The 26,495-nt window shown below is 58.3% G+C and carries 20 protein-coding genes; 6 read left to right on the top strand and 14 right to left on the bottom strand.

The window, feature by feature from the left end; genetic code table 11:
- Positions 1 to 175: 175 nt before the first annotated feature.
- The 6 genes from thrS to LK434_RS02110 all read right to left on the bottom strand — a co-directional run bounded on the left by thrS (position 176) and on the right by LK434_RS02110 (position 8,203).
- A complete protein-coding gene (gene thrS / locus LK434_RS02135) occupies positions 176 to 1,939 on the bottom strand; it encodes a threonine--tRNA ligase (protein ID WP_006721509.1) in 1,764 nt (587 codons plus the stop codon).
- 167 nt (positions 1,940 to 2,106) lie between these two features.
- Positions 2,107 to 2,538, bottom strand: a complete 432-nt coding sequence (locus tag LK434_RS02130; RefSeq protein WP_006721510.1) for a double zinc ribbon domain-containing protein — start codon at positions 2,536 to 2,538, stop codon at positions 2,107 to 2,109.
- Positions 2,539 to 2,616: 78 nt separating this feature from the next.
- A complete protein-coding gene (locus LK434_RS02125) occupies positions 2,617 to 4,050 on the bottom strand; it encodes a UPF0236 family transposase-like protein (protein WP_227917801.1) in 1,434 nt (477 codons plus the stop codon).
- A 451-nt stretch (positions 4,051 to 4,501) separates the two neighbouring features.
- A complete protein-coding gene (locus tag LK434_RS02120; RefSeq protein WP_269546201.1) occupies positions 4,502 to 5,944 on the bottom strand; it encodes a glycoside hydrolase family 1 protein in 1,443 nt (480 codons plus the stop codon).
- Positions 5,945 to 5,948: 4 nt separating this feature from the next.
- Entirely contained in the window at positions 5,949 to 7,325 is a 1,377-nt protein-coding gene (locus tag LK434_RS02115; RefSeq protein WP_006721515.1) for a PTS transporter subunit EIIC, read from the bottom strand.
- Positions 7,326 to 7,363: 38 nt separating this feature from the next.
- Positions 7,364 to 8,203: a PRD domain-containing protein gene (locus tag LK434_RS02110; RefSeq protein ID WP_006721516.1), complete on the bottom strand. Its 840-nt coding sequence runs from the start codon at positions 8,201 to 8,203 to the stop codon at positions 7,364 to 7,366.
- 951 nt (positions 8,204 to 9,154) lie between these two features.
- On the opposite strand from LK434_RS02110, the gene LK434_RS02105 reads away from it, so the two are divergent.
- The 5 genes from LK434_RS02105 (at position 9,155) to LK434_RS02085 (ending at position 15,633) form a co-directional block, all read left to right on the top strand.
- Complete coding sequence (locus LK434_RS02105; RefSeq protein WP_148334622.1) at positions 9,155 to 9,793, top strand: PDDEXK family nuclease; 639 nt, start codon at positions 9,155 to 9,157, stop codon at positions 9,791 to 9,793.
- 458 nt (positions 9,794 to 10,251) lie between these two features.
- The gene (locus tag LK434_RS02100) at positions 10,252 to 11,742 is read left to right on the top strand and encodes an NAD(P)/FAD-dependent oxidoreductase (protein ID WP_006721518.1); all 1,491 of its coding nucleotides are present in this window, start codon (positions 10,252 to 10,254) and stop codon (positions 11,740 to 11,742) included.
- On the top strand, positions 11,743 to 13,329 hold the full coding sequence (locus LK434_RS02095) for an NAD(P)/FAD-dependent oxidoreductase (RefSeq protein ID WP_006721519.1): 1,587 nt from the start codon (positions 11,743 to 11,745) through the stop codon (positions 13,327 to 13,329). It abuts the gene before it with no gap.
- Between the two features lie 3 nt (positions 13,330 to 13,332).
- Entirely contained in the window at positions 13,333 to 13,998 is a 666-nt protein-coding gene (locus LK434_RS02090; RefSeq protein ID WP_006721520.1) for a DUF1667 domain-containing protein, read from the top strand.
- A gap of 468 nt (positions 13,999 to 14,466) precedes the next feature.
- Positions 14,467 to 15,633 (top strand): septal ring lytic transglycosylase RlpA family protein, encoded by a 1,167-nt coding sequence (locus LK434_RS02085; protein ID WP_006721521.1) that lies wholly within the window; start codon positions 14,467 to 14,469, stop codon positions 15,631 to 15,633.
- Positions 15,634 to 16,162: 529 nt separating this feature from the next.
- On the opposite strand, the gene LK434_RS02080 is transcribed toward LK434_RS02085, so the two are convergent.
- From LK434_RS02080 to LK434_RS02045, 8 genes are all read right to left on the bottom strand, one after another.
- Positions 16,163 to 17,626, bottom strand: a complete 1,464-nt coding sequence (locus LK434_RS02080) for a sulfatase (RefSeq protein ID WP_006721523.1) — start codon at positions 17,624 to 17,626, stop codon at positions 16,163 to 16,165.
- Between the two features lie 78 nt (positions 17,627 to 17,704).
- Positions 17,705 to 19,630, bottom strand: coding sequence for a beta-glucoside-specific PTS transporter subunit IIABC (locus LK434_RS02075; RefSeq protein ID WP_006721524.1), 1,926 nt, complete (start codon positions 19,628 to 19,630; stop codon positions 17,705 to 17,707).
- A 15-nt stretch (positions 19,631 to 19,645) separates the two neighbouring features.
- Positions 19,646 to 20,479 (bottom strand): PRD domain-containing protein, encoded by an 834-nt coding sequence (locus LK434_RS02070; RefSeq protein ID WP_040361342.1) that lies wholly within the window; start codon positions 20,477 to 20,479, stop codon positions 19,646 to 19,648.
- A gap of 328 nt (positions 20,480 to 20,807) precedes the next feature.
- Positions 20,808 to 21,110 carry a PTS sugar transporter subunit IIB gene (locus tag LK434_RS02065; RefSeq protein WP_006721526.1) on the bottom strand — a complete coding sequence of 101 codons (303 nt, stop codon included), beginning with the start codon at positions 21,108 to 21,110 and terminating at the stop codon, positions 20,808 to 20,810.
- Complete coding sequence (locus LK434_RS02060) at positions 21,103 to 21,435, bottom strand: PTS lactose/cellobiose transporter subunit IIA (protein ID WP_006721527.1); 333 nt, start codon at positions 21,433 to 21,435, stop codon at positions 21,103 to 21,105. The genes LK434_RS02065 and LK434_RS02060 overlap by 8 nt, the downstream gene beginning before the upstream one ends.
- 8 nt (positions 21,436 to 21,443) lie before the next feature.
- A complete protein-coding gene (locus LK434_RS02055) occupies positions 21,444 to 22,934 on the bottom strand; it encodes a sulfatase-like hydrolase/transferase (protein WP_006721528.1) in 1,491 nt (496 codons plus the stop codon).
- Positions 22,935 to 22,940: 6 nt separating this feature from the next.
- Entirely contained in the window at positions 22,941 to 24,218 is a 1,278-nt protein-coding gene (locus LK434_RS02050) for a PTS sugar transporter subunit IIC (RefSeq protein WP_227917800.1), read from the bottom strand.
- Positions 24,219 to 24,419: 201 nt separating this feature from the next.
- Positions 24,420 to 25,187 (bottom strand): MurR/RpiR family transcriptional regulator, encoded by a 768-nt coding sequence (locus tag LK434_RS02045; protein ID WP_040361344.1) that lies wholly within the window; start codon positions 25,185 to 25,187, stop codon positions 24,420 to 24,422.
- 116 nt (positions 25,188 to 25,303) lie between these two features.
- Between LK434_RS02045 and LK434_RS02040 the strand changes: the two genes are divergently transcribed.
- Positions 25,304 to 26,392, top strand: coding sequence for a radical SAM/SPASM domain-containing protein (locus LK434_RS02040; RefSeq protein ID WP_006721531.1), 1,089 nt, complete (start codon positions 25,304 to 25,306; stop codon positions 26,390 to 26,392).
- The last annotated feature ends 103 nt before the right edge of the window (positions 26,393 to 26,495 follow it).

Below are 26,495 nucleotides of genomic sequence, written 5' to 3'. Positions count from 1 at the left end.
TCCTCATCCACGTGCGCGCTTACGCCCACGTGCTTCTTTATCGCTAGAAGCGCGCCCCATCTCGCCCAAGCACACCCGATGCGCCCCTTACACAAAAAGGCGCTCGGCGGACCCACATCCACCGAGCGCCCAGCGAGCTCGCCTCCAGCAAGCTCGCTTACATGAACCTCAACGCCTACGCGCGGGTGTCGATCTCCTCGCGAACCTTGGCGATGAACTCGTCCACGCCCATGGGCACGGTCTCGTTCGTGCGGTCGCGGACGGAGATGTTACCGGCCTCGACCTCCTTCTCACCGAGGATGAGCATGTAGGGCACGCGGTCGGTGCCGCGGGCCTCGCGGATCTTGTAGCCGATCTTCTCGTCGCGGTCGTCGCACACCACGCGGATGCCGGCGGCCTCGAGCTTGGCCGTGACCTCGTGCGCGTAGTCGCGGCTCTTCTCGGAGACGGGCAGGACCTTGACCTGCATGGGCGCGAGCCACACGGGGAACTTGCCGGCGAAGTGCTCGATGAGGATGCCGATGAAGCGCTCGATGGAACCGAAGCACACGCGGTGCAGCATGATGGGACGCTTCTTGGTGCCGTCAGCGTCGACGTACTCGAGGTCGAAGTTCTGCGGCATCTGGAAGTCGAGCTGCACGGTGCCGCACTGCCAGGTGCGGCCGAGAGAGTCCTCCAGGTGGAAGTCGATCTTGGGGCCGTAGAAAGCGCCGTCGCCCTCGTTGACCACGTACTCCATGCCCAGGCGCTCGAGCGCCGTCTTGAGGCCCGCCTCGGCGCGCTCCCAATCCTCGTCGGAGCCCATGGAGTCCTCGGGGCGGGTGGAAAGCTCGAGGTGGTAGGTGAAGCCGAACTTGTCGTACACGCTCGTGATGAGGTTCACCACGCCCACGATCTCGTCGGTGAGCTGCTCGGGGGTGACGAACAGGTGCGCGTCGTCCTGGTTGAAGCAGCGCACGCGGAACAGGCCGTGCAGGGCACCCTTGAGCTCATGGCGATGCACTAGGCCGATCTCGCCGGCGCGAATGGGCAGCTCGCGGTAACTGTGCGGCTTGGAGGCGTACACGAGCACACCACCGGGGCAGTTCATGGGCTTGATGCAGTACTCCTCGCCATCGATCATGGTGGAGTACATGTTGTCCTTGTAGTGGTCCCAATGGCCGGACGTCTTCCACAGCTGGCTGTTCATGATCTGCGGCGTGGAGATCTCGACGTAGCCCGCCTTGTGATGGATCTCGCGCCAGTAGTCGAGCAGCGTGTTCTTGAGGATCATGCCGTTGGGCAGGAAGAACGGGAAGCCCGGGGCCTCGTCGCGCATCATGAACAGGTCCATCTCGCGGCCGATACGGCGGTGATCGCGCTTCTTGGCCTCCTCGAGCATGGTGAGGTGCGCGTCGAGCTCATCCTTGGTGGCGAACGCGGTGCCGTTCACGCGGGTGAGCATCTTGTTGTTGGCATCGGCCTTCCAATAGGCGCCGGACACGCCCGTGAGCTTGAAGGCCTTGAGCGCCTTGGTGTAGGTGAGGTGCGGGCCAACGCACATGTCGATGTAGTCGCCCTGCTGGAAGAAGGTGATGCGGGCGTCCTCGGGCAGATCGCCGATGTGCTCGACCTTGTACTTCTCGCCTCGCTCCTCCATGAGGGCGATTGCCTCGGCGCGAGGCAGCTCGAAGACAGAAAACTTGAGATTCTCCTTGGCGATCTTCTTCATCTCGGCCTCGATGGCGGGCAGGTCGTCCTCGGAAAGGGTCGCGTCGCCCAGGTCGACATCGTAGTAGAAGCCGTTGTCGGTGGCGGGGCCGTAGGCGAAGTCGGCCTCGGGGTACAGGCGCTTGATGGCCTGCGCCATGATGTGCGCGGCGGAGTGGCGGATGATGTGGAGGGCCTCCTCGGCGCTCTCGACCTCGGCCACCGAGCCGTCGTTGTACAGTGCCTTCATATGATTACCTTCCTTATGAGGTGTATTACCTGAGTAGCTGTCTTAGTGTACCCGTTTATCTGCCCAGATGAGCAAAATTAACGAAGCACCCGCCATCGAGATGCGATGACGGGTGCGAATGGGCGCGCTGCGGGAGGCCCCGTGCGTCACGCGGGGCGCAGGCGCGCCTATTGAATGTGAGTTCGGCAGTACGGACACACCTTCCAGTGGGCCTCCAGCGGCTTTTTGCACGTGGGGCAGACGTTGCGGACCTGCGTGTTGCACACGGGGCACACGATGAAGTCCTTCTCGATGGTGGTACCGCAGTTGGGGCAGCTGCCGTACTGGGCGAGCTGACGCTCGCGCAGGGCCATGTCGAGCTCCTGCTCCTCGCGGTCGAGCGCATAGGAGCCGGGGCGCATCACGATGTAGGCGATAAGGCCCACGAACGGCACGAGGGCGAGCAGGCCCCAAGCCCAAAACGCCTGAATGCCGCGGCGCTTGGCGTCGATGAACACGTAGACGACCGAAAGCAGGTAAAGGGCGACGATAAAGGCGATGAAGCCGTAGACGGCGATCATCAGCTGAGGCGACATAAGCTCCTCGATGTACTTGGACATACGAACGTACCTTTCAGCCGGTTGCGCACGGCGCAAAGCTGGTCACAATCGTTCGGTATTGTATACCCATGCTCAGTTTCATGCACCCTTCGGATAACGCCGCGTCGGCATAAAGCAAATGTTGGTCACCACCCCAGCGGGGCGCCGGCCGCCTCGTAGCGGACGTCGGCCCTGAAGCCCCCGAGGGAGGCGGCGAGCGGGTACTCCCAGCCCTTCCCCTCGGATTGTACGCGCCCGCCCGCCTGCCGGGCAAGGTGCCTCGCGAGCTTGCGCTCCCGCCGCTCTCGGCGTCGCGGGGACTGCCCCGACTCGCGGGTGCGGGGAGGCAGCGCGAACCCCGACCCCAGCCAGCTGCGCAGCCGCGCCATCGCGTCGGCGCCCTCGGGCGACCACGCGCACGGGAACGAGCCCATGCGCACCTTGTACATGTGCTGCTGCTCGGCCTCCATGGTGCCCATCGACGGGCCGCCCCCGATCTCGGCGGCGTGCCGCCGCAGGTAGGCGGCGACCCCCTCGGCGCCGGGCGCCGCCGTCCCGGCCCCGACCATCGCCTCGATGGCGCCGGCGCACGCCTCCGCCCCCTCCGACCTCAGGACCGATACCAGCCGCGACCCGTCGGGCGACGGGCGCGCAGCGCCCCACCGCCCTGAAGACGTGGAACGGGTCGATGAAGCCGGCGACGTCGGCGAAGGGCATGGAGTCGGCGCCGTTGACGTACTGCGCCTCGCCGTCGGTCCCGAGGCGCACGCGCTCTACGGCGGCCAGGTCGAAGCGCGAGCCCACCTGCGCCAAGGCCTGCTCCCAGAAGTCGCCGGGCGCCTCGCCCACGCAGCCCAGCCTCACCGGCTCGAGCCGGCGCCCCTCCTCCTTGCCGGCGTAGGCGACCACGGCCTTCACCTCGGCCATCGACCCGTCGCGCATGCGCACCCACGTGCCGTCGGCCTCCACGAGCACCTCCTCGGCCGCCGAGTCGGCCCCGGGCGCCACCCCGTCGCGGAACAGGTCGCGCGCCCGGGCCCGCTCGATCCCGGCTATGGCCTCCCCGGCCGACCTCACCGAATCCATCACCGTCGTCGCCGACACGGACGAGCCGCCCGCGATGGCCATCAGCCCGGCCGTGCGGGCGAACGGAACGTCGGCCCCGCAGGTGACCAGGAACGAGCGCGCCGACGGGCTCACGTGGTCGCCGGCGGGCAGGTCCAGCTCCTCGTCGAGCGGGTAGCGGGTGAGGCCGGCGCCGTCGACGAGCACGGTGCGGCGGAAGCGGACGTCGCCGCACATCGTGGCGAGGGTGCGCGGCCTGCGCGAGTGCACGCGGAGGCCCGCCGGCCGGGACGCCGCGAGCTCGCGGTCGCGCTCCTCGAGCGCGCGGGACATGGCCTCGGCGCAGCAGGACAGCGCGACCGACCTCGCCTCGGACTCGAACGCCCCGAAGCCGCCGGGCTCCGCCCTCAGCATGTCCAGGAACGCGGTCTCCAGCGCCGCCACGGCGGCCGGTGCGGTAAGATTCATCTCGGGTCTCCTCTTCCTCGAATCTAGGCAATCCGAAGGTAAGGGAGACCCGCTCTCTTTTCAAACCAACAAAAACTTTATGCCGTCTAACGCCGCGTAACGTCTCGCACGTTAATGACATAGCGAACGAGCCGGAACACCAACGTAACGTTGATTGCCCGAATACAATGGCAACCCCATATGCGGCGCTCTCAATACCTCGCCCTTCTTTAATCCCGCAAATGCACCTCGAGAGTTAACTCTCGAAGAGAAATAGACGTCAGCTCAGTGAAATTCGGCTCCGAAAGTTAACTCTCGGAGCCGAATGCCCTCACCGCCCATTGTGACCACCAAGAAGTGGCACACCTTTGAGGAAAGAGGCCCTACGCGGCAACGCCAAGGCACAACGAGCCAGCCTTGACAGTACGTATCGAAGACATACAGCGTCAACGCCCCAGAAACAGCAAGGTGCCTAGCTCAAATCCTCGCCGTTAGTCGCAATGACGCGCTTATACCAATAGAAACTGTCTTTACGAAAACGATCGAATGTGCCGTTTCCTTCATCATCCGCATCAACGTAAATAAACCCGTATCGCTTTTTCATCTCACCTGTCGACATGCTCACAAGATCGATGCAACCCCACGGCGTATAGCCAATAAGGTCCACTCCATCATCAACAGCTTTCCTCATCTCCTCAATGTGACGACGAAGATAGTCAATGCGATATTGATCGTGAATCGACCCATCAGCCTCAAAGACATCAACAGCGCCAAGACCGTTTTCCGTGATCATTACGGGAACTCGATACCGGTCGTACACCTTATTCAACGTATAGCGCAAGCCAACCGGATCAATGGGCCAATCCCAATCCGTAAGCTCCAGGTACGGGTTGCGGACACCTCCCATGATGTTGCCACCCGTCTGATCTCCAAACTCCTCAGCACGCGTTGTCTGACAGATGCTCTGGTAATACGAAAACGTGTAGAAATCGCACGTGCCTGCTTTGAGATCCGCGCGCTCCTTGTCAGTGAGTTCGAGCTCGATACCGTGCCTGCGGAAATAAGTCCAGGCATAGTACGGGTACTCGCCCCGCAACATCACGTCAGAGCACATGCAATTGCGATAGAGATCGTCCATCTGAACGAGAAGTTGGTCCTCTGGACAACACGTGCGCGGATACTGCGTGATATGGCAAATCATCGTGCCAAAACTGAAATCACGGTTAATATCTCGACCAATCTTCACCGCTCGGGCGGAGGCAATAAGGATGTTGTTGAGAGCATTCATGCGTTCATTTGGATAATCTGGCTGCTCAGTGAAAGATTCCGTCCCATCATGATAGATACCGCCCTGACCGAATGCGCTCATCGGGAGCAGCATGTCATTAACTTCATTGAACGGAAGCCAGTACTTTACCAGCCCTCGATATCGAAAAAAAACGGCCGAGCAATAACGTACGTAAAACTCTATTACCCGCTTATTTCTCCACCCTCCATATTTTTTCACAAGGTTAAGCGGCATTTCGCTGTGCGAAAGCGTTACCACCGGCTCAATATCATGTTCGCGAAGCGCGCTGAGCAAACGTTCATAGTGGTCAAGACCAGCTTCATTTGGCTCGGCATCGTCACCATGTGGAAAGATGCGACTCCAATCGATCGAAAATCTATAAGCCTTGAACCCCATTTCCGTAAATAGCTCTATATCTTCCTCAAAACGACGGTAGCAGTCCGATCCCCATTCCGAAGGAAATGCATAAGCCGGATCTCTGTCAAGACAAATCCGACGCGGGCTGTGATGAGAGCCGCTAGATACGACATCCGAGACGCTCAGGCCCTTTCCATCGAGATCAAAGGAGCCCTCGCACTGACTCGCAGATGTTGCACCACCCCACAAAAAACCTTCTTTGAATCCCATCAGATTACTCCTCATCCGTAAAATTCAAGACGCGCATAGAAATAACCGCGACGACCATCGAGAGGCATACGCCAATCATGTAGTACGGGAATGTCTCGGTCATCGCCAGAGGAAGCGTGCCAAATGGGACAAATCCAAATGAAAGATACTGCACGGTAAATAAGCCCATCACAACGCCACCGGCGGCACCGCCAATAATCGTTGCAATCATCGCCTTGCGATACTTCGCAATGAGTCCAAAGAAAACCGGCTCAGTCACGCCAATCAGAGCGGTGACACCAGTGGAGGAGCCAATCGACTTGATGTTTTTGTTCTTTGCAGTAAAGAAAATATACAGTGCGCAAGCTGCCATAGCGGCATTAGAAGCAGCCGTGCAGGGATAGATGAAGTCGTATCCGAGCGTAGCCAGATTCTGCACGGTAATGGGAGACATTGCGACTTGCATACCAGTCGCAAGCATGAAGGGGTAGACGGCAGCACAAATTGCACCGCCAACGGGGCCGAGCGAAGTGTAGAGCCAAAGTATTCCCTCAGCGACAAAGGTTCCCAAGAAATTGCCCGCAGGCGCAAGGAGCGAGAAGCCAATAATTGCTGCGACCAAAAACGTTACGAACGGGGTAACGATGATGTCCAGCATTGCCGGGACCACCTTCTTGCAAGCACGCTCAATCCACGAGGCAACATACACGGTCAAAATTGCAGGAACGACCGTAGAGGAGTAATTCGCGAACGTGATAGGTATAACCCCAAACAGCTCAATGGTCTCGCCGGACATTCCGGTAAACGTAGGATGAATAAGAACTGCGCCAAGCGCCGCTGCCACATAAGGGTTACACTTAAATCTCTTTCCAGCCGAAAATGCGATCAGTACCGGCATGAAATAGAAAGCGGTATTTGCGCAGGTATAAAAGAAATTATATTCAACCGAATCAGCGCTAATCCAACCAAATGTCTGGATGGAGTACAAAACTCCCTGGAGCAGGCCACAAGAAACTATTGCTGGAATAAACGGGGCAAAAATGCCTGATAGCGTATCGAAAAAAAGATCGAACATATGCCTCGGCGAAAAATCACGCTTGCCAGTGAGATTCGAGTCGAGATTCTCGTCGATTGCGTCCTCGCGCGCCAGGCCGCTGCGATCGCAAATCGCAGCATAGACCTCGCCGACCTGCTGGCCGACAATAATTTGAAGCTGGTCGCCCGACCACTGAGTGCCAATTACACCCGAAAGGCCATCAAGCTCGCCCTTATTCGCCAGACCCTTATCCTTAAGGTTGAAACGCAACCGCGTAACACAGTGAGTAAAGTAGCTGATGTTGTCCTTGCCACCCACCAAATCGATAACTCGATTGGCGAGCTCGTCGTACTTTTTCGAACCCATTCCAAGCTCCCTTGTTCGAAACCTGGAGACAGGCAGCCTTACCGTCCCGTCCCCTTAATGCAAATCCTGCTTACATGGATCACGAGATACAAACGCTCCTCATCAGTCAGATCGGCACCCCATGCATCGTGAATGTGGTCGCAAATCTTCCGAACACATGCGACCCCCTCGGGAAATTGGTCGTCCACGCCCTGATATCCACTGAGACCCTCAGCGGGCAGCACCTCGTCACTATGAATTCGAGCAAAGAGGTAATGGAGATGTGTCGCATAGCGAGAGAACGCAAATGAAGCTCGATCGACTGTTACGCCAAAGTGGTTCTCAACAATCTCAGTAATGTCCTCGAGCATGTCTTCATCTTGACGCGCCCTCGTCAGCTCCTCCTCGGTCGCAGCACATGCGCGTGCGTTAACCAAGCTCATTGCTATACCACTCGCTTCATCATCGCGAAGTGTCACGCCGAACTCACGACATATCCTACGAACCAGCTGACGGCCCAACCGAAATTCGTCTGGATAGCTCTGCTCAACGTCATAGGCGAGTGGCATCCGAACCTGGATACCCTGCTCCGCGCGTCTAATGGCAAACGCTATGTGGTCCGCAAGAGTGAACGTGAGATTGGGGCTCAGCTGATATGGAAGCTGTCCACGAACCCTATCGACCGCAGATGCCGCAAAAGCAAGAACCTCTTGGGGAATATCCTTGACTCCCTCAAGTTGACGTTCATCTACGCAGTAATAGGTATGAGTCACCTTCGAGAGCTCAACCTCATGCGGCATCTTACCGTAGCCAATCCCCTTTCCCATGGCGATGCACTCTTGCCCTGCGCTATCTACGCACACGGCAATATTGTTGTTGATGCTGCGAATGGCTTGCATACCGGCCTCCCCTCAATTCCCTCCCGTGCATATGAACGGACTCATTCCTACGTACGCTCAAAATGAAAAACTCTCCGAAGCAACCGCCCCGCGCACTTGCGCGGCTCAAACGGTGTATGCCTCGAAGAGTAACATCCCGGCTTCATATGCAACTGTAAGCAGGTGCTCGGTGCAGGCCCAAACAGGTAACCTCTCGAACGATTACGAGTATAGAACGACCTCCTTAAAACATGGGGCCACACCCGACAAACGGTTTGTATCGCTCCGCCAGTGGATTCAAGACAGCCGCCAAATGCACGAAGTGTTTAGACGAGGGGCCTGAAGCGAGTTCCGCCTCGAGAGTTAACTTTCGAGGCGACCCTGCGCCAAAATGGCGTCAATATTGCTTCGAGGGTTAACTCTCGAAGCGCCAAACGACCAGGATTAGCCGGACCGGCCACGATCGGCCCATGCGCCCACTCGCACTAGATGACACCCAAGCGCGCCAAAACGAACACATATCAAGCATCACCTGTCAATCGACGGCCAGAGCCCTCAACAGATCGAAAAAGCGAATCTGACTTTTTTACTAGCTCTCGCCCGGCAAAAGCCTACGCTAACTGCATGAAAGCATTTCTTGTAGACATATCGGCATTTCAACTCTGGTTTGGCGATCAAGGAGTCGTTCGCACGGGCGCCCCACTTGCCCGTGTCGATGACTTCGCATTCGCCACGTCTGACAGGGCGGATTTACCGCTCAATCAAATAAAGCAACTCGGACTTTGCGGCCAGCTCCACGTTGCCGTGCCAAGTCATTCGATGAGACATCATCAGTCAGGCATAACGGCGCACGTTTTACACTCGCCTGCGCCATATTCCTTTGTGCGACTCAGCAAGGACGTATACGTCGAGTCGCCTGGAGCTACAGCAATCAGAATGGCCGCTCGGCTAAAACAGGGGGAGCTTGCTGTCATGCTCAATCAGCTCTTGAGTGGCTACCGCATAAGCAATGGCGTGATTGTAAGGGCTCGACCCCTGACAACGAAAACCCAGCTCGTAAATCGACTTACCGCATCCAAAGGCGAACGCGGGGTTAAAATTGTAAGGAGTGCCCTTGCATACGCAGTTCCTGACACGGCTTCTCCTGCAGAGGCGCAAGTCGCTGCCCTTCTCACCCTTCCTGCAAAATGGGGTGGCAAAGGCCTCCCCCTACCCGAGGCCAATGCCGCAATACCCCTTCATGACCCTTTAGCAATAAGCGAACAAGGCAAAGAGGGATGCAGAAAAACGACTCTACGATATGCGGACTTCCTCTGGAGGACCTGGAACCTCATTCTTGAATACGACAGCGACGCATTTCATGCATCGAAAGATAGACTGGGTTTAGATAGCGCGCGTCGAGCAGAGCTTCAAAGGGAGGGCTTTTCCGTAATCACGCTCACCAATCACCAGCTATCCTCTGTTGAGGATTTTTCCGTCGTCACAGATGCCCTCCTTGCAAAGATGAACAGAGCGGATAGGACCGCACGCATTGAGAACTATGGAAACATCGAAAAAGCTCTACGCAAACAAGTCTTCTCCTTTGACCCAAACCGAATCGGAATGGGATGACAGGCCTGTTCATCCACTGATGCCAATTTTGCCGCACCGATTGCAAGCATCTGCGAACCGTACGGCCCATCCCCCGACCATCGAGTCCACCACAAAATCGCTTCGAAAGTTAACTCTCGAAGCGATGTTCGGCGCAAACGACGCCAAAACTGCGGCGAAAGTTAACTCTCGTGCTTCAAAAGTGAAGGCCGGAGCAGAAGCGCCGTCCGGTCACACACCGCAGTCATCCCATAATTGCCATGCAATCCTCACCTGCAGCCCAACCCACCGTAATCCCTTCCCCCAAAGCTCTGCCCTGCGCCGTTGGCGGGGTGTTCGGAGCGTTCGACCGATTGGATGTGGCAAAGAAAAACGACAGGCGTAGCATTGCTGTTGACGCTTTGTCTACAAAGCCGACCAAGCATCGTCGAAAACAACCGTAATCGACCGAGCGCTGGCACGTGATAGGAGTAGGCACCATGGCAGAGAGCTTTGACATCGCCATCGTGGGCGCGGGCATCACCGGCTGCGCCATCGCACGGCAACTCGCACGCTATGAAAACTCGATCTGTGTCATCGAGGCAGGAAACGACGTCGCCCTCGGCGCTTCAAAAGCCAATGGCGGACTTGTTCACGCTGGATATGACCCCGCACCAGGAACGGTAAAGGCACAGGTAAACGCACGTGGCTGCGAACTCTACTCGCAGTGGTCTAACGAGCTGGGCTTCCTCTTTAACCGCACCGGCTCCATGGTCCTGGGTTTTTCCGCCGATGACCACGCCGCGCTCGAGCGCCTCATGCAAAACGGCCGCGCCAACGGCGTCCCCGAGCTCGAGATCGTGGGCCCCGAGCACATTCGCCATCTGGAGCCACGCGCTAACGAGCAGGCAACGTGCGCCCTCTGGTGCCCGTCAACCGGATACGTCGATCCATTCGACGTCGCAATCGCATGCGCGGAAAACGCCACGGCAAACGGCGTGACATTCCTACGCGAGGCCCCCGTACAGGCCATCGACACGCTTTTGGGCAACGCCCCCTTACCCGTAGGGTCGCGCCGCCTGTCCGACCAGCCCGAGCGCTTTGCCATTCACACGCCCAAGGGAACCGTGCGCTGTCGCATCCTCGTCAACGCCGCGGGCAACGGAGCTGCCTTGATCTCGCACATGGCGGGAGCGGAGGAATTCAAGCTCGCGTGGCGCCAGGGCAACATCGCCGTGCTCGACAAGGAACCGCGCGCCCTCATGCCCCTCTACCCCGTGCCCACACCCATCTCGAAGGGCGTCATCGTCACGGGAACCGTACATGGTAACACCGTCATCACCGCGACGGCGGCGCTGCGCGAGCCCGGCGACCGCGACACCTACGCGGCGGATGTCGAGACGTTGCTCAACGGAGCCCGCAAGCTCGTGCCCGACCTTGATACCCGACGAGTCGTGCGCACGTTCGCAGGTGGCCGTGCGGTCATCGAGGGGCTGAACGATTTCATGATCGGCCCCTCCGCCGTCCTTCCCGGTATGTTCCATGCCGCGGGCATTCAATCCCCCGGCGTCGCCAGCGCGCCGGCCATCGCGGAGCGCATGGATCGCGTCCTGCATGACACGGGCCTTGACCTTGAGAAACGCCCGGATTGGAACCCCATGCGCCGCGCGCCCGAGGATTTTGACCGGTCGAGCCCTCAGCACCAAGCGGAGCTTATCGAGCACGACCCCGCATGGGGGCGCATCGTTTGCCGGTGCGAAACCGTCCCCGAGGCGGAAATCGTGCAAGCTATCCACCGCTCACCCGGAGCTGTCTCGGTGGAAGGCGTCAAACGCCGGTGCCGTGCAGGAATGGGCAGGTGCCAGAGCGGTTTTTGCCAAAGCCGCGTGGTCCACATCCTCGCACGGGAACTCGGATGCGAACCGAGCGCCGTGCCTCTGGAGGACCGCGGCTCATGGATTGTCGACGGCACACTCAAGGAGGGCCGATAGATGGGAAGCATCCCAGCGCGCGACTTTGACGTCGCTGTCATCGGAGGAGGCCCCGCAGGCATGGGAGCCGCACTCGCAGCGCACAAAACGGGAGCCGACGTCGTCATCATCGAGCGCAATGATCATCTCGGCGGCATCTTGCGCCAGTGCATCCACCCCGGTTTTGGACTCACGCACTTCAAAGAGGAACTCACCGGGCCCGAATATGCACAGCGCTTTATCGACCAAGTCTCTCAAACGGATATCGAAGTCATGCTCGGCAGCATGGTGCTATCGATTGATGGAACCTCCGAGGCTCCAATGCCCGGGACATCTGACTGCGAGGCGCCCACATGCAGCAGCCGAAACCCGCGCGAGGGCGATACCCGCGCAGGGAAGCCGACGTGCAGCGTGGACGCCCACGGGACAACCGCGTTAGACGCGACCTGCGCAGAGGCCGATGCAAGCGAACTCATGCGCACCACCGGGCACACTGTCCGCGTCATGACCGAATCGGGTATGGTCGACGTGCGTTGCCGCTCTGTGGTGCTTGCCATGGGCTGCCGCGAACGCACGCGCTCGGAAATCAAGATTCCCGGCAGCCGTCCGGCGGGCGTGTTCACCGCGGGCCTCGCCCAGCGTTACATCAACATCGAGAACCTGCGGCCCGGGCATCGCGTGGTCATTTTGGGATCGGGCGACATCGGCCTCATCATGGCACGCCGATGCGCCCTCGAGGGCATCGAGGTCGAAGGCGTCTACGAGCTCATGCCCTACGCCAACGGCTTGCACCGCAACGTCAAAAACTGCCTCGAGGACTTCGATATACCCCTGCACCTCTCCACCACCGTCACGCGCGTCATCGGGCGCAACCGCGTGGAGGGCGTCGAAGTGACGCGCGTTGATGAGAACCTCGCCCCTATCCCGGGCACGGAGCGCATCGTCGCATGCGATACGCTACTGCTCTCGGTGGGCCTCATTCCCGAAAATGAGATCGCCTGTGCCGCAGGCGTTGAGCTCGACCCGCACACCCGCGGCGCGCGCGTGGACCAGAACCTGCAGACGAACGTCCCGGGCATCTTCTCCTGCGGAAACGTCCTGCATGTCCACGACCTTGCGGACAATGTGACCGCCGAAGCGGAACGCGCGGGAGCTGCCGCCGCAGCCTGGGCGGCAGCATGCGCGGAAGCGCAGGGCACGAACACGGATGCAGAGCCCTGCGCGATTCGTGTGGAGCAGGCGGACCGGCGTGCATCGACCGATTCTGCGCCCATAGAAGAGCAATCTCGCACGGCAAGCGAGAGGGCGACCACGCCGACCAAGCACGACGAGCTCCGTTCACCATTGACTGTTGAGGCGGCGGGGATGGCGGGCTACGTTGTTCCCGCTCGCATCTCCGCATGCACCAACACCAAGCTGTTCTTCCGCGTCAAACGCCCCGTTGGCACCGCGCGCATTGTGATTTCCAGCGGAGACGAGGTTCTTTTTGCGGGAAAGCCCCGCTCGTTCAAGCCAAGCATTATGGAATCAGTGCCCCTCACCCGGCGAATGATCGAGCGAGCTACGGGCAGCATCACTCTTTCCGTCGACCCCGTTGAGGAGATGTAAAACATGGAAGAGAAGGCTGATATGACGAGCGAAGAGAAGCCTGACATAAAGAGCGCAAACAACACGGCGGGTGCGTGCGAGCAAGCTTACGAGGAGCATACACAAGGCGCATGCGCAAGCGGCGTTAAACATGGCCGCATCGCAAGCGGCGTTAGCTCCGAAGGCACCGCAGCCGGGGTTAACCACAATGGCATCGCAGCCCGCATGAACCCCGATGGCATCGCAACCAGCATTAACCCCGATGGCGCTGTAATCGGAACGACTACCGCCGCGTGTACGACGCGCCACTTTCACTGCACCACCTGCCCCTCAGAATGTGCCCTCACCATAGAGACTTGCATTGATGAAAACGGGGTTGAACACGTCCTCTCTGTCCAGGGCAACCGTTGCGCAAGAGGGCGTAAGTTTGCCGAGCAAGAAGTTATCCGACCCATGCGTATTCTCGCGACGACCATTGTGGTCCGCGGAGGCGATGAAAAGCTGCTTCCCGTGCGAACCGCGCGCCCCATTCCCCGAGACCTTCACCTGCGCGCCATGCAAGATATTCGCCATGCGAGCGTCACCGCACCTGTGCGCATGGAAGACGTTGTGATGAGCGATCTTTTGGGTACAGGCGTCGACCTTGTGGCCAGCATGAACGTTGACGCGCAGAAGCTTGCCAGTTGTTGAGGAAATGAACGATCGGAAGATATGAACGGCTTGGAGTGAAGGTCGGTCTGGGGTGAAAGTCTGCCTGAGGATATGAACGACCTGGAGTAAAGCTCGGTCTGAGGATATGAACGACCCGGAGTAACGGTCAGCCTAATGATATGTGTGACGTGAGGATGCGGGCGATCTGAGGATATGAACGGTGTGAGGATATGAGCGATTTCCTTGGCGCAACTGGAGGATATGAATGAATCGTTCATATCCTCCATCAACGTTATAGGCATTTACCTGCGGAAATAGTGCCGAGAAGAATCGCTCTCAACATGGAGTCGTTCATATCCTAAAACCGTTCATATCCTCAAATATCGCTTGCGCGCACGAACCCTATCCCCCGAACCTCATCTCCGCATATGCGGAAACCTTGAAGCTCAACTTTAAGGTGAGACTTGAACTATACTGAATGCCGTCAGCAACCTAAGGCGGTTTTACATGGCTCTCGATACGCATCGGCACAAACGCGCGCACGCTGCGCGCCTTGCATGCACCATCGGTCTGACGGGCGCACTTGTGATGTCCGGCGCCACACAGGCGCTCACCCTCTCCCCCACCCCCGCGTACGCCGCGTCCTCCGAGACGCTCGCCGAGCTCAATCGTCTGCAAGGGCAGCTATCGAGCGCCTCATCCACCTACAGCGAGGCGACCTCGAACGCCGCCGAACTCAACGCACAGGTTGCCGAAATCGCGGACGAGATCCTTCACATCGAGCAGGACCTGCTCCCCGCGCGCCAACAACGCGCGGCGGACGCAGCGAGCGACCTGTATAAGACGCACTCCTCAAACGGAGGCACCATCAGCCTGCTGTTGAATGCCGAGTCATTTGCCGACTTCATCAACCTTTCCAAATACCTGGGCACTGTTCAGAACGCAAATGTCTCTGCCCTCAATGAGCTCAACAAGCTCGAGGATGAGCTGAACGGCAAGCTTGACGAATTGGGACGAGCCAAGGACCAGGCGGATGCCGAACTCGCACGCGCTTCCGAAGCGTATGCGCAAGCGCAAAGCGCCGCCGCAAAAGTGCAGGCAAAAGCGAATGCGGAGGACGCCGCCGAGGCGGAGATCGCTCGCAAGGCCGCCGAGCAGGCAGCGCAACTCCAAGCCCAGCAAGACGCTCAACAGAATGCCGCCAACCCCAACGGCGAGTCCACAACTCAGCCTGAGAACGGCGGGTCCGGCAATGGATCGCAAAGCGAGCAGAACGGCGGAACCAATGCCCAGGGCAATGGGTCCGGCAATTCGAACAACTCTAACGGTTCGGGTGACAGCGGGAACTCGGGCTCGTCCAACTCGGGCTCATCCGAGTCGACCGGAGGCTGGCTGACGGGCGTCGCATCCTACTACGGCATCGGCGACGGGTTTATGGGCGGAACCACCGCCAGCGGCGAGAAGGTCACCGAGACCTCGATGGGCATCGCCATGCTCAACGTGCCCCTTGGCACGCGTGTCGAGATTCGTTACGGGGGACGCTCGGTCATCGCCTATGTGAACGACCGTGGACCCTATGCGCACGGCCGCGTGATCGACATGCAGCCCGCCGTCGCACGCGCCCTGAATTTTGTGAGCGTCGGTGTGGGTACGGTCCAATACCGTTTCCTGTAAGGGAAAGCAGGACACCAATCAGCGACGTGCACGGTCCGGTCGCAGCCAAATCAGCGACACGCACAGTTCAGCCGCACGCAAACCAACGGTGCACACAATCCGGGGCCACGCAAACCAACGGTATGCGTGGTCCAAAAACGCATAAAAAGCCTCGCGCCAATGGGAGAATCGAAAGATATTCCCATTGGCGCTTTTTCATGTGGCTGCGTCCGAATGCCGAGGATCAGAAGAACTGGAAGCCAAGCGAACCCTCGATCACCCAGGCGTCACAAGCGCGCAAGCCGCACGCGCGCAGATGCGCTGCCATGCGAAGCGCCCCGCAAGCCGCGCATGCGCAGGAACTCAGCTATATGGAGAACGCCGCGAACCGTGCACGTACAGGCGGGCCACCATGCGAAGAATCTCGCGAGTCACAACGAGTCGCGTGCATACAAGTAGGCCGCTATATGGCAAACTCCGCAAGTCGCAGCGAGTCACGCACACGCAGGCGCCCCATCCGGTGAGCCCGCGACCCCCGCGGGCAACCGCCTTACACGCCGAGCCCAAGCCTCGCGAACTCCTCCTCCGGCGCCTCGACCCTTCTCATTTCCTCAACGAGCGCAGAGAGCAAACGCGACTCAATCTCAGCGTCCTCGATGCATTCCTCCCCTGAGCGCACGTCCCAAAGGGAGCTACCGAACGTATACGAATTCATATACGTGCGCGAACGGCATTTTAGGTATGGCCAGCCGTTGGTAAAGCGGCCACCTGTCACCAACTCGGCAGAGTTAAGCTGCTCGCGTGAAAAAAACCCGCGTATGTTCGTTGGCATGAGCGTGCACTCCACGAAGGGCTCATTGTCCTCGCGCGCGGCGGCGCGCATGTACACGTAGTCGCCGTCGGTAACGCACACGTGATTTCCGTGGGCCCCGAACAGGGCATATGCATGGCCCGCCGCGCCATCTCGCACTACAGGAAGCAAAGAGCGACCGTCCATCTCGACATCCGCATCGACGCCGAACCAGTCGAGCAATGTCGGCGCAAGGTCGATCGTCTGGCAGAGCGCCGAGCAACGAGTGCCCCCATCAACCCCGGGCACGTGCAAAAAGAACGGCGTGTGAATGATCTCCTGGTGCATGGGCCAAAAGTTCTTACCCAAATACCCATGTTCACCCAGCAAAAACCCGTGATCGGTATTCACGATAAGAAGCGTGTCTTCCCATAGGCCGTACTCATCAAACGCATCGAGCACACGGCCGAGCTGCGCATCGCACAGGGCGACCAATGCCGCATACTCACGACGGCATTCATCGAGCTCCTCGACATGGGCGTCCACATCCACGGCCCCATACGCCGGCCAGTTGAGCCGAGGCGCATCGGACAAGCCTGCGGCAGCGCGATACTCCTGCGGCACGTCAAACGGCTCATGGGGATCGAAGCACTCTATCTGAACGAACCAGTTGTCGCGCTGTGCGTGGGAAGAAAGGAACTCCAGCCCCGCCGTCACTGTTCGCACCGTCGACATATCTTCCTCACGGGGCTGACGACGCTTATTCGCCTCATGCTGAATGGGGCTGGGCCCCTTGACCTTTTGCAGCGGGGACATATGCACCGGAAGTCCCTCAACCACATCGCGCGGAGCCCACCGATCACCCTCTTGGCCTCTAAATCCCTCCCAGGAGCTATAACGATTGTGGTACGTGGCGCCCCCGTCCTCCCAATAGTGAGAATGGTCGGTGATGAGGTGCGCATACACGCCGGCAGCGTTGAGCGCCTGGAAACACGAATAGTCGAACGGCTCAAGCGGTCCCCAGCTGCGGTGCAAAAAGTTATAGCGCCCGGTATGGAGCTCGCGGCGGGCCGGCATGCACGGCATGGAGCCGCCGTAGAAGCGATCGAACGTGCAACAGTGCTCTGCAAGCCGCGCGAAATTTGGCGTGAGCGCAGCGTCCGAGCCGTATGGAGACACATACGCCCGAGACAGGGTATCGAACATGAGCATAACCGCACGCATGCGTGGGACTCCTTTCAGCCGCCTGTGGCATGCGGGGCCGACGGTACAAAGCCGGCGACCCCGCCCAACTATTTTGATCTAGACGAGCACCGCGAGCAGCTCGCGATCGGTGCGCGCAGCAGCCTCCTGCGAACGCACGACATCCTGGAAGTTTCCGGCATTGGACACCACAAAGATAACGGTGTCGTCATAACCCTCGGAGGTCAAGAGGGCGCGGTCGAACGTCACGAGGGGCTGGCCCTTCTTGACCACATCGCCCGCCTTGACCTGAGGCGTGAACCCGCGGCCGTTGAGCTGAACCGTATCGATGCCAATGTGGATGAGCAGCTCGGCGCCAGAGGCGGTCGTGATGCCCACGGCATGACCGGTCTTGAAGAGCATCGTCACCTCGCCATCGGCAGGCGCCACAACGGTGCCCTCGGACGGCTTGACGGCAACGCCCTTTCCAACGGATCCCGATGCGAACACCTCGTCATCGACGTCCTCGAGCGCGACGACCTCGCCCGCCACCGGCGCCACGAAGACCTCCTGCTTGATCTGGCCGTCGGCCCCCACGTCAGACGTGGCATCGGCGACATTGCGAGCCGTAGCATGAGCAGGAACGCCAAAGAAGAACGTGAGCAGGAAGCCCATTGCCATGGCAACGCCGATAGCGATGAACACGCCGTAGAACGTCATATCGAGTTCGGGAGCGGCGGGATTGATGAAGGCAGGAATATTGAAGAACCCAAGACCACCCTGCGTGTAACGCATGCAGCCAAACATGCCAAGGATGGCACCGCCCACAGCGGAAGACACGAGAGTGAAGGCGAAGGGACGCTTGAGAGGAAGCGTAACGCCATAGATGGAAGGCTCGGACACGCCAAAGAAGCTCGAGATGGCAGCGGGCAGAGCAACGGACTTGAGCTTTTTATCCTTCGTGCGCAGGTACACGGCAAGCACCACCGCCATGGTCGTGAACGGAACGGCGGCCATGTAGCATGTAAGGTTCTCGTACCCCTGAACCATCAAGCTATTGAGAGCAATGGGCGTAAACGCATGGTGTAGGCCGAACACAACAAGAACCTGCCAAAGACCGCCCACCAGCACACCCGTGAGAACGGGGCTGAACTTTTGAACCGCGGTAATGCCCGCAGCGATGAGCTGGCTCGCCCACGTAACAACAGGACCGACAAGGAGTAGGGTGAGAACGACCGTTATCGCAAGCGTGGCAGCAGGCACGACGAACATCTTGACGACATCGGGCACGATCTTCTTGAAGAATTTCTCAACGCGCGCACCAAAGAAAGTGGCGGCGATGATGGGCATAACACTCGACGTATAGCTCACCATCAGCACCGGAATTCCCAGGAACGTCGTCGTCACGTTCGTCGCGATGGGGGAACCCTCAAAGAGCGTGAACAGGGGCTCGGCGGCCTTCAGGTTCACGATGGTGGGGTGCACGAGGGTGGCACCAATCGCCATGCCAAGGAGTTTGTTCATGCCAAACTTCTCGGCCGAGGTGTATCCCAAAAAGACCGGGAAGAAGTAAAACAGGCTGTCACCGGCTGCAGACAAGATCTGCGCAAAGCCCGAAGTCGGGTCGATCCATTTGAGCGCCGTGCAGAACGCAAGAAGACCCTTGATGATGCCACAACCTGCCAGCAAGGGAATCACGGGAGTCAGGATGGACGAGATCATGTCGACCAGACGATCAAACAGGCTCTTACCCTCGTCGTCGGCCACCTTGGCGTCCTCAGAAGCGCCCGCGAACTTGCCGAGCTTCATGACTGCATCGAATGCGTCCTCGACGTCGTTGCCGATAACGACCTGGTACTGGCCGCCCTTCTGAATGACATCGATAATCCATTCATGGTTTTTGAGTGCCTCGGTGTCGGCGCGGCTCTCATCCTTAAGCTTGAAACGCAAGCGCGTGACACAATGCCGCAACGACACCACGTTCTCGCTGCCACCCACGTGATCCAAGATGAACTTGGCGAGGGCATCGTAGTCTTTTTTAGCCACGGGTTCCTCCTAGCCTCATGCTCTATTGAGCAGACGTGCGATATGGATGATGAGATAGGTGATCTCCTCATCGCCAATCGAGCGCGCGAGCTTCCCCTCAACGAATGCGCGCACATGCTCGGCTACGGAATACGCCTCCGGATAGCTCTCCCGCACCATCTTGGACAACGCGCCGGGCACTTGGGACCGCTCCCCACCCAATACGCGCTGCACAAAGAAGCGCACGTGCACGACCAAACGCTGATAGTCAAGATCGCCCTCGCTGTACACGAGATGCGCCTGATACCGAATGATTTGCATGACCTGGTTCATGAGCTTGAGCTCTTCGATTCCCTGCCGAGAACCTGCCTCCTCTTGCTCTGCATTGATAAGATGCAACGCGATGGAGGCCGCCTCGGCATCGCCGAGCAACGCGCTCGTTCCGTCAAGCTCATCCTCAAGGAGCTCGACGACCTTCTTGCCCACCTCGAACTCTCGACGGTAGTACTGGCTGATCTCCCAGGTCAGCGAATTCTTGGGAAGGAGCCCCTTCTGCGCGCGCTCATGCACGTAGGCAATATGATCGGTGAGCGCGATGTAGATGGAGTCGGCAAGACGAACGCTGAGCGTGCTCTGAGCGTAGTCAACGATTTCCCGGGCAAGGTCGAAATAGCGTTGCGGAATCGACTCGACGAGCTGATAGAGCTGGCTCTGCTGCTCGACGGACGAAAAGACGCGTTCGACCTTTTCCTGGGGAATCTCGGCACCACGCTCAACGTAGCCGACGCCCAGTCCGATAACTACGAACTCGCAGCCATTGTTATCCTGTGCGACGGCGACGTTATTGTTGAGCGTCTTGGTGAGCTTCACGAGCAAACTCCTCCCCAGCTCGATATCACGGTCTTCAAAACGAAAAACCCGAGTTGATAGAACAATCCCTGTGAGGAATGATTCTATCAACCCGGGTCCTGCCTGCTCGAAACAGTTACACGCCCTGTTGACGCGTGATATGCGATTGAACGTTTCTTTTTTACACCTTTGGCTCAATGATTCGCAAGGACAGACGGTAGTATTGCGGCCAACGGTCAAATCGACCCGACGAGCGGTGAGCTGGAAAGGCGAAGAAATCTGGAACGCGAAACCGGGCCAATGACCCTGGAAAGCAATTGACCCGGGTAAACGCAGGCCGCCCTCGTCGCTAGTCCCCAAGGACCTCGCGGACATGATTGATCACGCCGACGCCGTTCATGGTGCCGTACATGACCGCATCTATCGCCTCAACCGGCTTATCCGGGAACAAGGCCTTGATACGGTCGACCTCGAAGCGAACCTGCGGGCCAAGCAAGATGAAATCCGCATCCCCGCCGAGCTTGGACGACTCAGAGACGGCATAGGCCGCAATCTCGACCTCATAACCCTGGTCAGCGGCAGCCGCTTTCATACGCTCTACCAGCATACTTGTGGACATGCCCGCGGCACAGAACAACTTGATGTTACGCATGGATACAATCCTCCATCTTCTTGTAAACGCTCACAATCTTACGGGCAAGGATCCCAAAAGCCTCGGCGCTCATGAGCTGGTCCTCGGCGTGCATGAGGATGAGCGCGAACTCACTCGACTCCCCCGCCGCCTCTTTCTGAATCAACCCAAAATGTGCGTCATGACCGGCGCGGAACTGTTCCTCGCCCTCCTTTATTAGCTTCTCGGCACCCTCGAAATCACCCCGCTCAGCGCAATCAATCGCCTGGATATAACAAGAACGCGCAGTTCCCACACTTGCTATGATCTGAAAGCTGACCAGCTGGACCTCTTCCGACACTGCCATAGTCACTCCTAACGTTTATCAAATTTCGGCGGAACATAGTCCGCAGTCTCCATATAGAACCTCAAGAGCCGCTCGCGCAGCTTGATGACCGTAGGGGCGTACGCGGGGTCATCGACCAGGTTGACGAGCTCCATTGGGTCAGCCTCAAGGTCATAAAGCTGGTCGTTTTCATAAAGACGCATAACGTACTTGAAGTTGTCCATGCGGACCATGGCGCCCTTCGTGTGTGCCGGCCCTTCTTCATGCTGGACCGAAATCCGCGGCCAATAGGCAGACTCGGGACCATGTTCAGGTTCCATCGCCTGCCACTCCCCGTGAATTCGGCCACCCTCGCAAAAGATCGCGTCATGCGGAGTCTTTCCGCCGGCAATGACATCCAACAGAGAATTGCCAAACTGTACATAGCCAAGATCGATACCCGCGATATCGGCTACCGTGGCGGGGAGATCGATGAGCCCGACCGTCCCTTGGCGCACACCAGATTCAACCTTCAAAGACGCAGCGGGCTTGACCACAAGCGGCACGTTCGTCAAAGGATCCTCGAACGAGTTCTGACATTTCTCGGCGATTCCGTAATCGCCCGTGAGGTCGCCGTGGTCGCTAAAGGCGAAAACAGTCGTATCGTCGTACAGCCCGCGCTCGCGCAGTTTGTCGAGAACGAGACCGAGCATATGGTCCCAACGAGCAACCATGCCGAGGTACACCGCGCGCATCTCATCATATTGAGGCTCGCCCCAGCCCTTCATATCCTGACGCTCGCGAATGGCGGTAAGTATGCTCGCCTTGCCCTTCAGCTTCTCCACATCGGGACGACGCTGAGGAAGGGCCGCACGGTCGATGAGCGAATACCAGGGCTCTTCACAGCCGTATGGAGGATGAGGGAACGAGAGCGTGCAGTAGATGAAAAACGGCTTCTCCTGCTTCTCCGAATTGATGGAATCCAGAAAGGCCAAGGCGGCGTTCACGCAATTCCAATCGAGGTCATGATCGAGCGAGCCTTCGGGATACCTGCCTTGGAAGAACGAGTACTTTAAGTCAAAGCCATCGTATACTTCCGGGACCTCGGGTTCAGGCAGGTTCTTCCCGCCGAAATGCATCTTAAGGCCCTCAACGTCCACCTTGTCGACTAGGTCAGTCCCATCGAAGAAGTGATCGCAATACCGCTCCTTGCTCCACGAGCCCGGGATGAAGTCATTGCGTCCGATCCACACGACCTCATACCCGGCCTCCTTCATGGTCTTGAGGATATTGGGGTCCTCGCGATGCATCATGAAGTGCATCGTGCGATGGCCGAGCGTGTGGGGGTACAGGCCGGTAAGGAAACTGCAGCGGCTGGGAACACATACAGGATTTTGGCAATATGCGTCCGCAAAGGAAACGCCCTCTTGCGCCATGGCGTCGAGATTGGGGGTACTCGCCGCCGGGTTGCCCAAATGGGCCATCGAATCCGCGCGCATCTGATCCGCAACGAACCACACGATGTTGGAGCGATTATCCATGAGCGATTACGCCTCCTTGGCAGCTGCCCGCTCGTCGGCGTACGCCTGTTGGTCAAGTATCTTGAAGAACGGGAGGTAGATAGCGAACTGAAGAGCGACGATCACCACCTGCCACACCGCGGCCTGCCAACCGCCGGTGAGGAAGCCTGAGAGCAACACGGGAGTGCCAGCCTGGAGTTGCATGCCGTTGAGCACCGGGACGAGGCCAAACGAGGTCACAGCATAAGAGAGAACAAAGCTCAGCAACGGGGTCAAAATCATGGGGATAAACATCATGACGTTGAGCATGAGGGGCATGCCGAACACAACGGGCTCGGAAACACCGCAGAGCGCCGGGGCAATGGCCATCTTGCCAAGAGACTTGTAGCGCTCGCTCTTGGCGACGAAGAGCATACACAGGACGAGACCAATGATACCGCCAGAACCGCCGAGCTGGACAAACGTGAACCACCAGGTGTTCGTGAGGATATTGGGCAGGGCGGCTGTGCCCGCGGCGAAGGCATCGAGGTTCTCAAGCGCGGCAGGCATGTAAAGCATGGTGATAAAAGGCATGGTGACCATACCGCCATGAATGCCGAAGAACCACAGAAGGTTACACAGGAGCACCAGCAGACCAAAAGTGAGCGGGCTTTCGCTCAGCGAAGCGAGCGGCGCCTTAAGCAGGCCGTAAATCATGCCATCAAAAGAGCCGAACGGGGTGAGGCAGCAAAGCTGACGAACGACGACGAACAGGACGGTGATGCACAGCACTGGGATGATGCCGGCAAATCCCTTGGAAACAAACGGGGGAACGCCATCGGGCATCTTGATGGTGATGTTTTTCTTGATGAAGACGGAATAGATCGCAGGGACAACGACGCCGATAATCATGGCGGAGAACAGGCCGGCAGAACCAAAGTAGGTCATATCGATCATGTTCGTCACTGCCGTACCGTCCGCAGCAACACCAGCGGGAATAAGCAGCAGGAACACGAAGAGTGAGGCGATACCAATGATGGAGGACTGACCCTCACAGTCGAGCTGCTCGGCCATGCACTTGCCAATGGCGAATGCCGCATACAGCGACAGCATGTTAGTGGTGTACGTCGTCACATAGGTGAAAATCGTCTTAAGGCCGTTCGCGGTGATGAAATCCTGATACGGCGTGATGCTCAATCCAGAGAGTAGCGATGCAACGGCACCCACCATAATGATGGGCAGCAACATGCCGAAGCCTCCGGAAATCGCCTTCAACACCCTGTTGTTGGAGAGCTTAGTCGCAAATGGCACCAGCGACTTCTCCATGAGAGCTTGGAATTTCTCCATCTCTTCCCTCTTCTCTCGAATGCTGTCAAACGAAACGGCCCGGGCCCTGCACCGTTTCTTGAGAAGGAGGATACGTTAATCTGGATGTATATCCATAACTATCTGGATATTAGTCCGTGAATGGATTGTTTTTCACTGTAAACGGCATTATCTGGATTTATATCCATTTGCCGCTTGGACCTACTCGAACCTTTTGGATACGTTCAAGAGCAGCATCTCGATGAACATATATACGATAATCTGGTCTTCAAAGAAATTGATTGAATCGTCATGGCTGATCCAGGGCAGCACGTAGGCAGTATCGGCGTGAGACAACATGCACGAATGGCGATCCATTGTAACAAGGTGCACATCCACACCCCGCTCACGCATCAAGTCCATGTCTTCGGAATATCTGGCATTGCCCCTGCCTTGCATGCTAAAAACAATGCACACGTCGCCTTTCTCCAAAATGGCGGCGTCGTCGGACATAACAATGACATCGTTAGTCGGCTTATTGAATATGCCGAGACGAGTAAGACGATGCGAGAGCTGCATGGCGCTCTGAAACGTTCTGTTGCATCCCCAAATCACCAATCGCTTCGCTCCAACAATTGCCCCGGCAAGCCGATCGAATTGATCGATAGACACTCGCTGGGGAATCATGTTCATGTAGCGCGAATAAGTCTCGAGAAGTCGTCGTGAATCATCATCGGGCGTTCCCACGCTTGGACTTTCAGCGGCCATCATGGCGCGATTGAACGAAAAACGAAACTCGGCGAAACCATCGTATCCAAGTTTCTGGCACATGCGAATAATCGCGGAATTAGAGGCACCGGTCACCTTTGCCAGATTGGTGATACTATTCCCCAACATGATATTTGGGTCTTTTAAGATTTGCCCTGCAACCTTGGACTCCGATTTGGTGAGCGTGGGCAACGCACGGCGCAACTCATCTATGGGATTCATCATCGCTCCTCATTTTGGACATCTCTCCAAACAGTGTACTCCGTCGATATCCAAATCGCACCAACGATCAACATGCTAGACTCGACGCAAGCAACGTCGACCGGCTGCGAGGATCCATGAAGCGCATCTCGTTTCTTATCAAACCCGCCAGTTCCACCTGCAATATGCGGTGCCGTTACTGCTTTTACGCCGACGTGGCAGAGCATCGAGAGACGCCAAACCATGGCATCATGGATGCAGCAACCTATCAGGCAATCGTCGACCGCGCTTTTGGGCTTGGAGACGATACCGAGGTGACCTTTGCGTTCCAGGGCGGCGAACCCACGTGCGCGGGACTCGATTTCTTCCGGTCTTTCTGCGCATACGTCGATGAGCACCGCACCAGGCAAACGATCCACCTCGCCATTCAAACGAACGGCTACGTCATCGACGACACCTGGGCGGCATTTCTCGCTCAGCACAACTTCCTCGTAGGCGTCTCCATCGACGGCTACCCCGAGATGCACGACTGGCTGCGACCGGACGCGCGCGGCGAGGGCACCATGGCCCGCGTCCTTGACGCCATCGCGGCGCTGCGGCGGGCGGGCGCGGATTTCAACATCCTCACCGTCCTCACCGACCAGCTCGCCCATCACCCGCAAAAGCTCTACCGCTTCTATAGGCAGCATAAATTTGACTTCGTCCAGCTCATCCCCTGCCTTCCGGGACTCGATAAGACGAGCGACGAGTTCTCACTGGAGCCAGAAAGCTTCGCAAGCTTCTACAAGACATTCTTCCGCCTGTGGCTGGAGGACTTCAAGCGCGGCGGTCACATGAGCATCACCCTCTTTGACAACGTGATCCCCCTGTTCGTAGGCATTCGTCCGCAGCAGTGCGGCATGTTGGGATCGTGTGCGCCCCAGTTTGTTGTCGAGGGCAACGGCGATGTCTACCCATGCGATTTCTACGTGCTCGACCGCTACCGTTTGGGCAACATTCGAGAGGATTCACTCGAGTCCATGGCGACCTGCGATGCACTCCGTGCCTTTTTGGCTGAGCCCCGGCGCGATTGCTCGCAGTGCGCGTCCTGCCCCTTCGAGCGCATCTGCCACAAGAACTGCAAGCGCCTCAACACGTGCTACTATCGCGAGGACTATTGCGGCTATCGCGACTTCCTCGAATACGCTGCGCCCGATATGGTCGCTATCGCACGCACCCTGCAATAGGACGATCCTTCTCTGCGACGACGGGACACGCGCTCTCCAGGACGATAGGGCGCGTCCCGCAACAATAGGATGCGCCTTCTCACGAGCGAGGCACCGATCTCCA

It is taken from the genome of Collinsella stercoris DSM 13279, assembly GCF_020735465.1.
GTDB classification, from domain to species: domain Bacteria; phylum Actinomycetota; class Coriobacteriia; order Coriobacteriales; family Coriobacteriaceae; genus Collinsella; species Collinsella stercoris.
The sequence above is the reverse complement of the archived record's forward strand: the minus strand, read 5'-3'. Positions and strand labels throughout refer to the sequence as shown.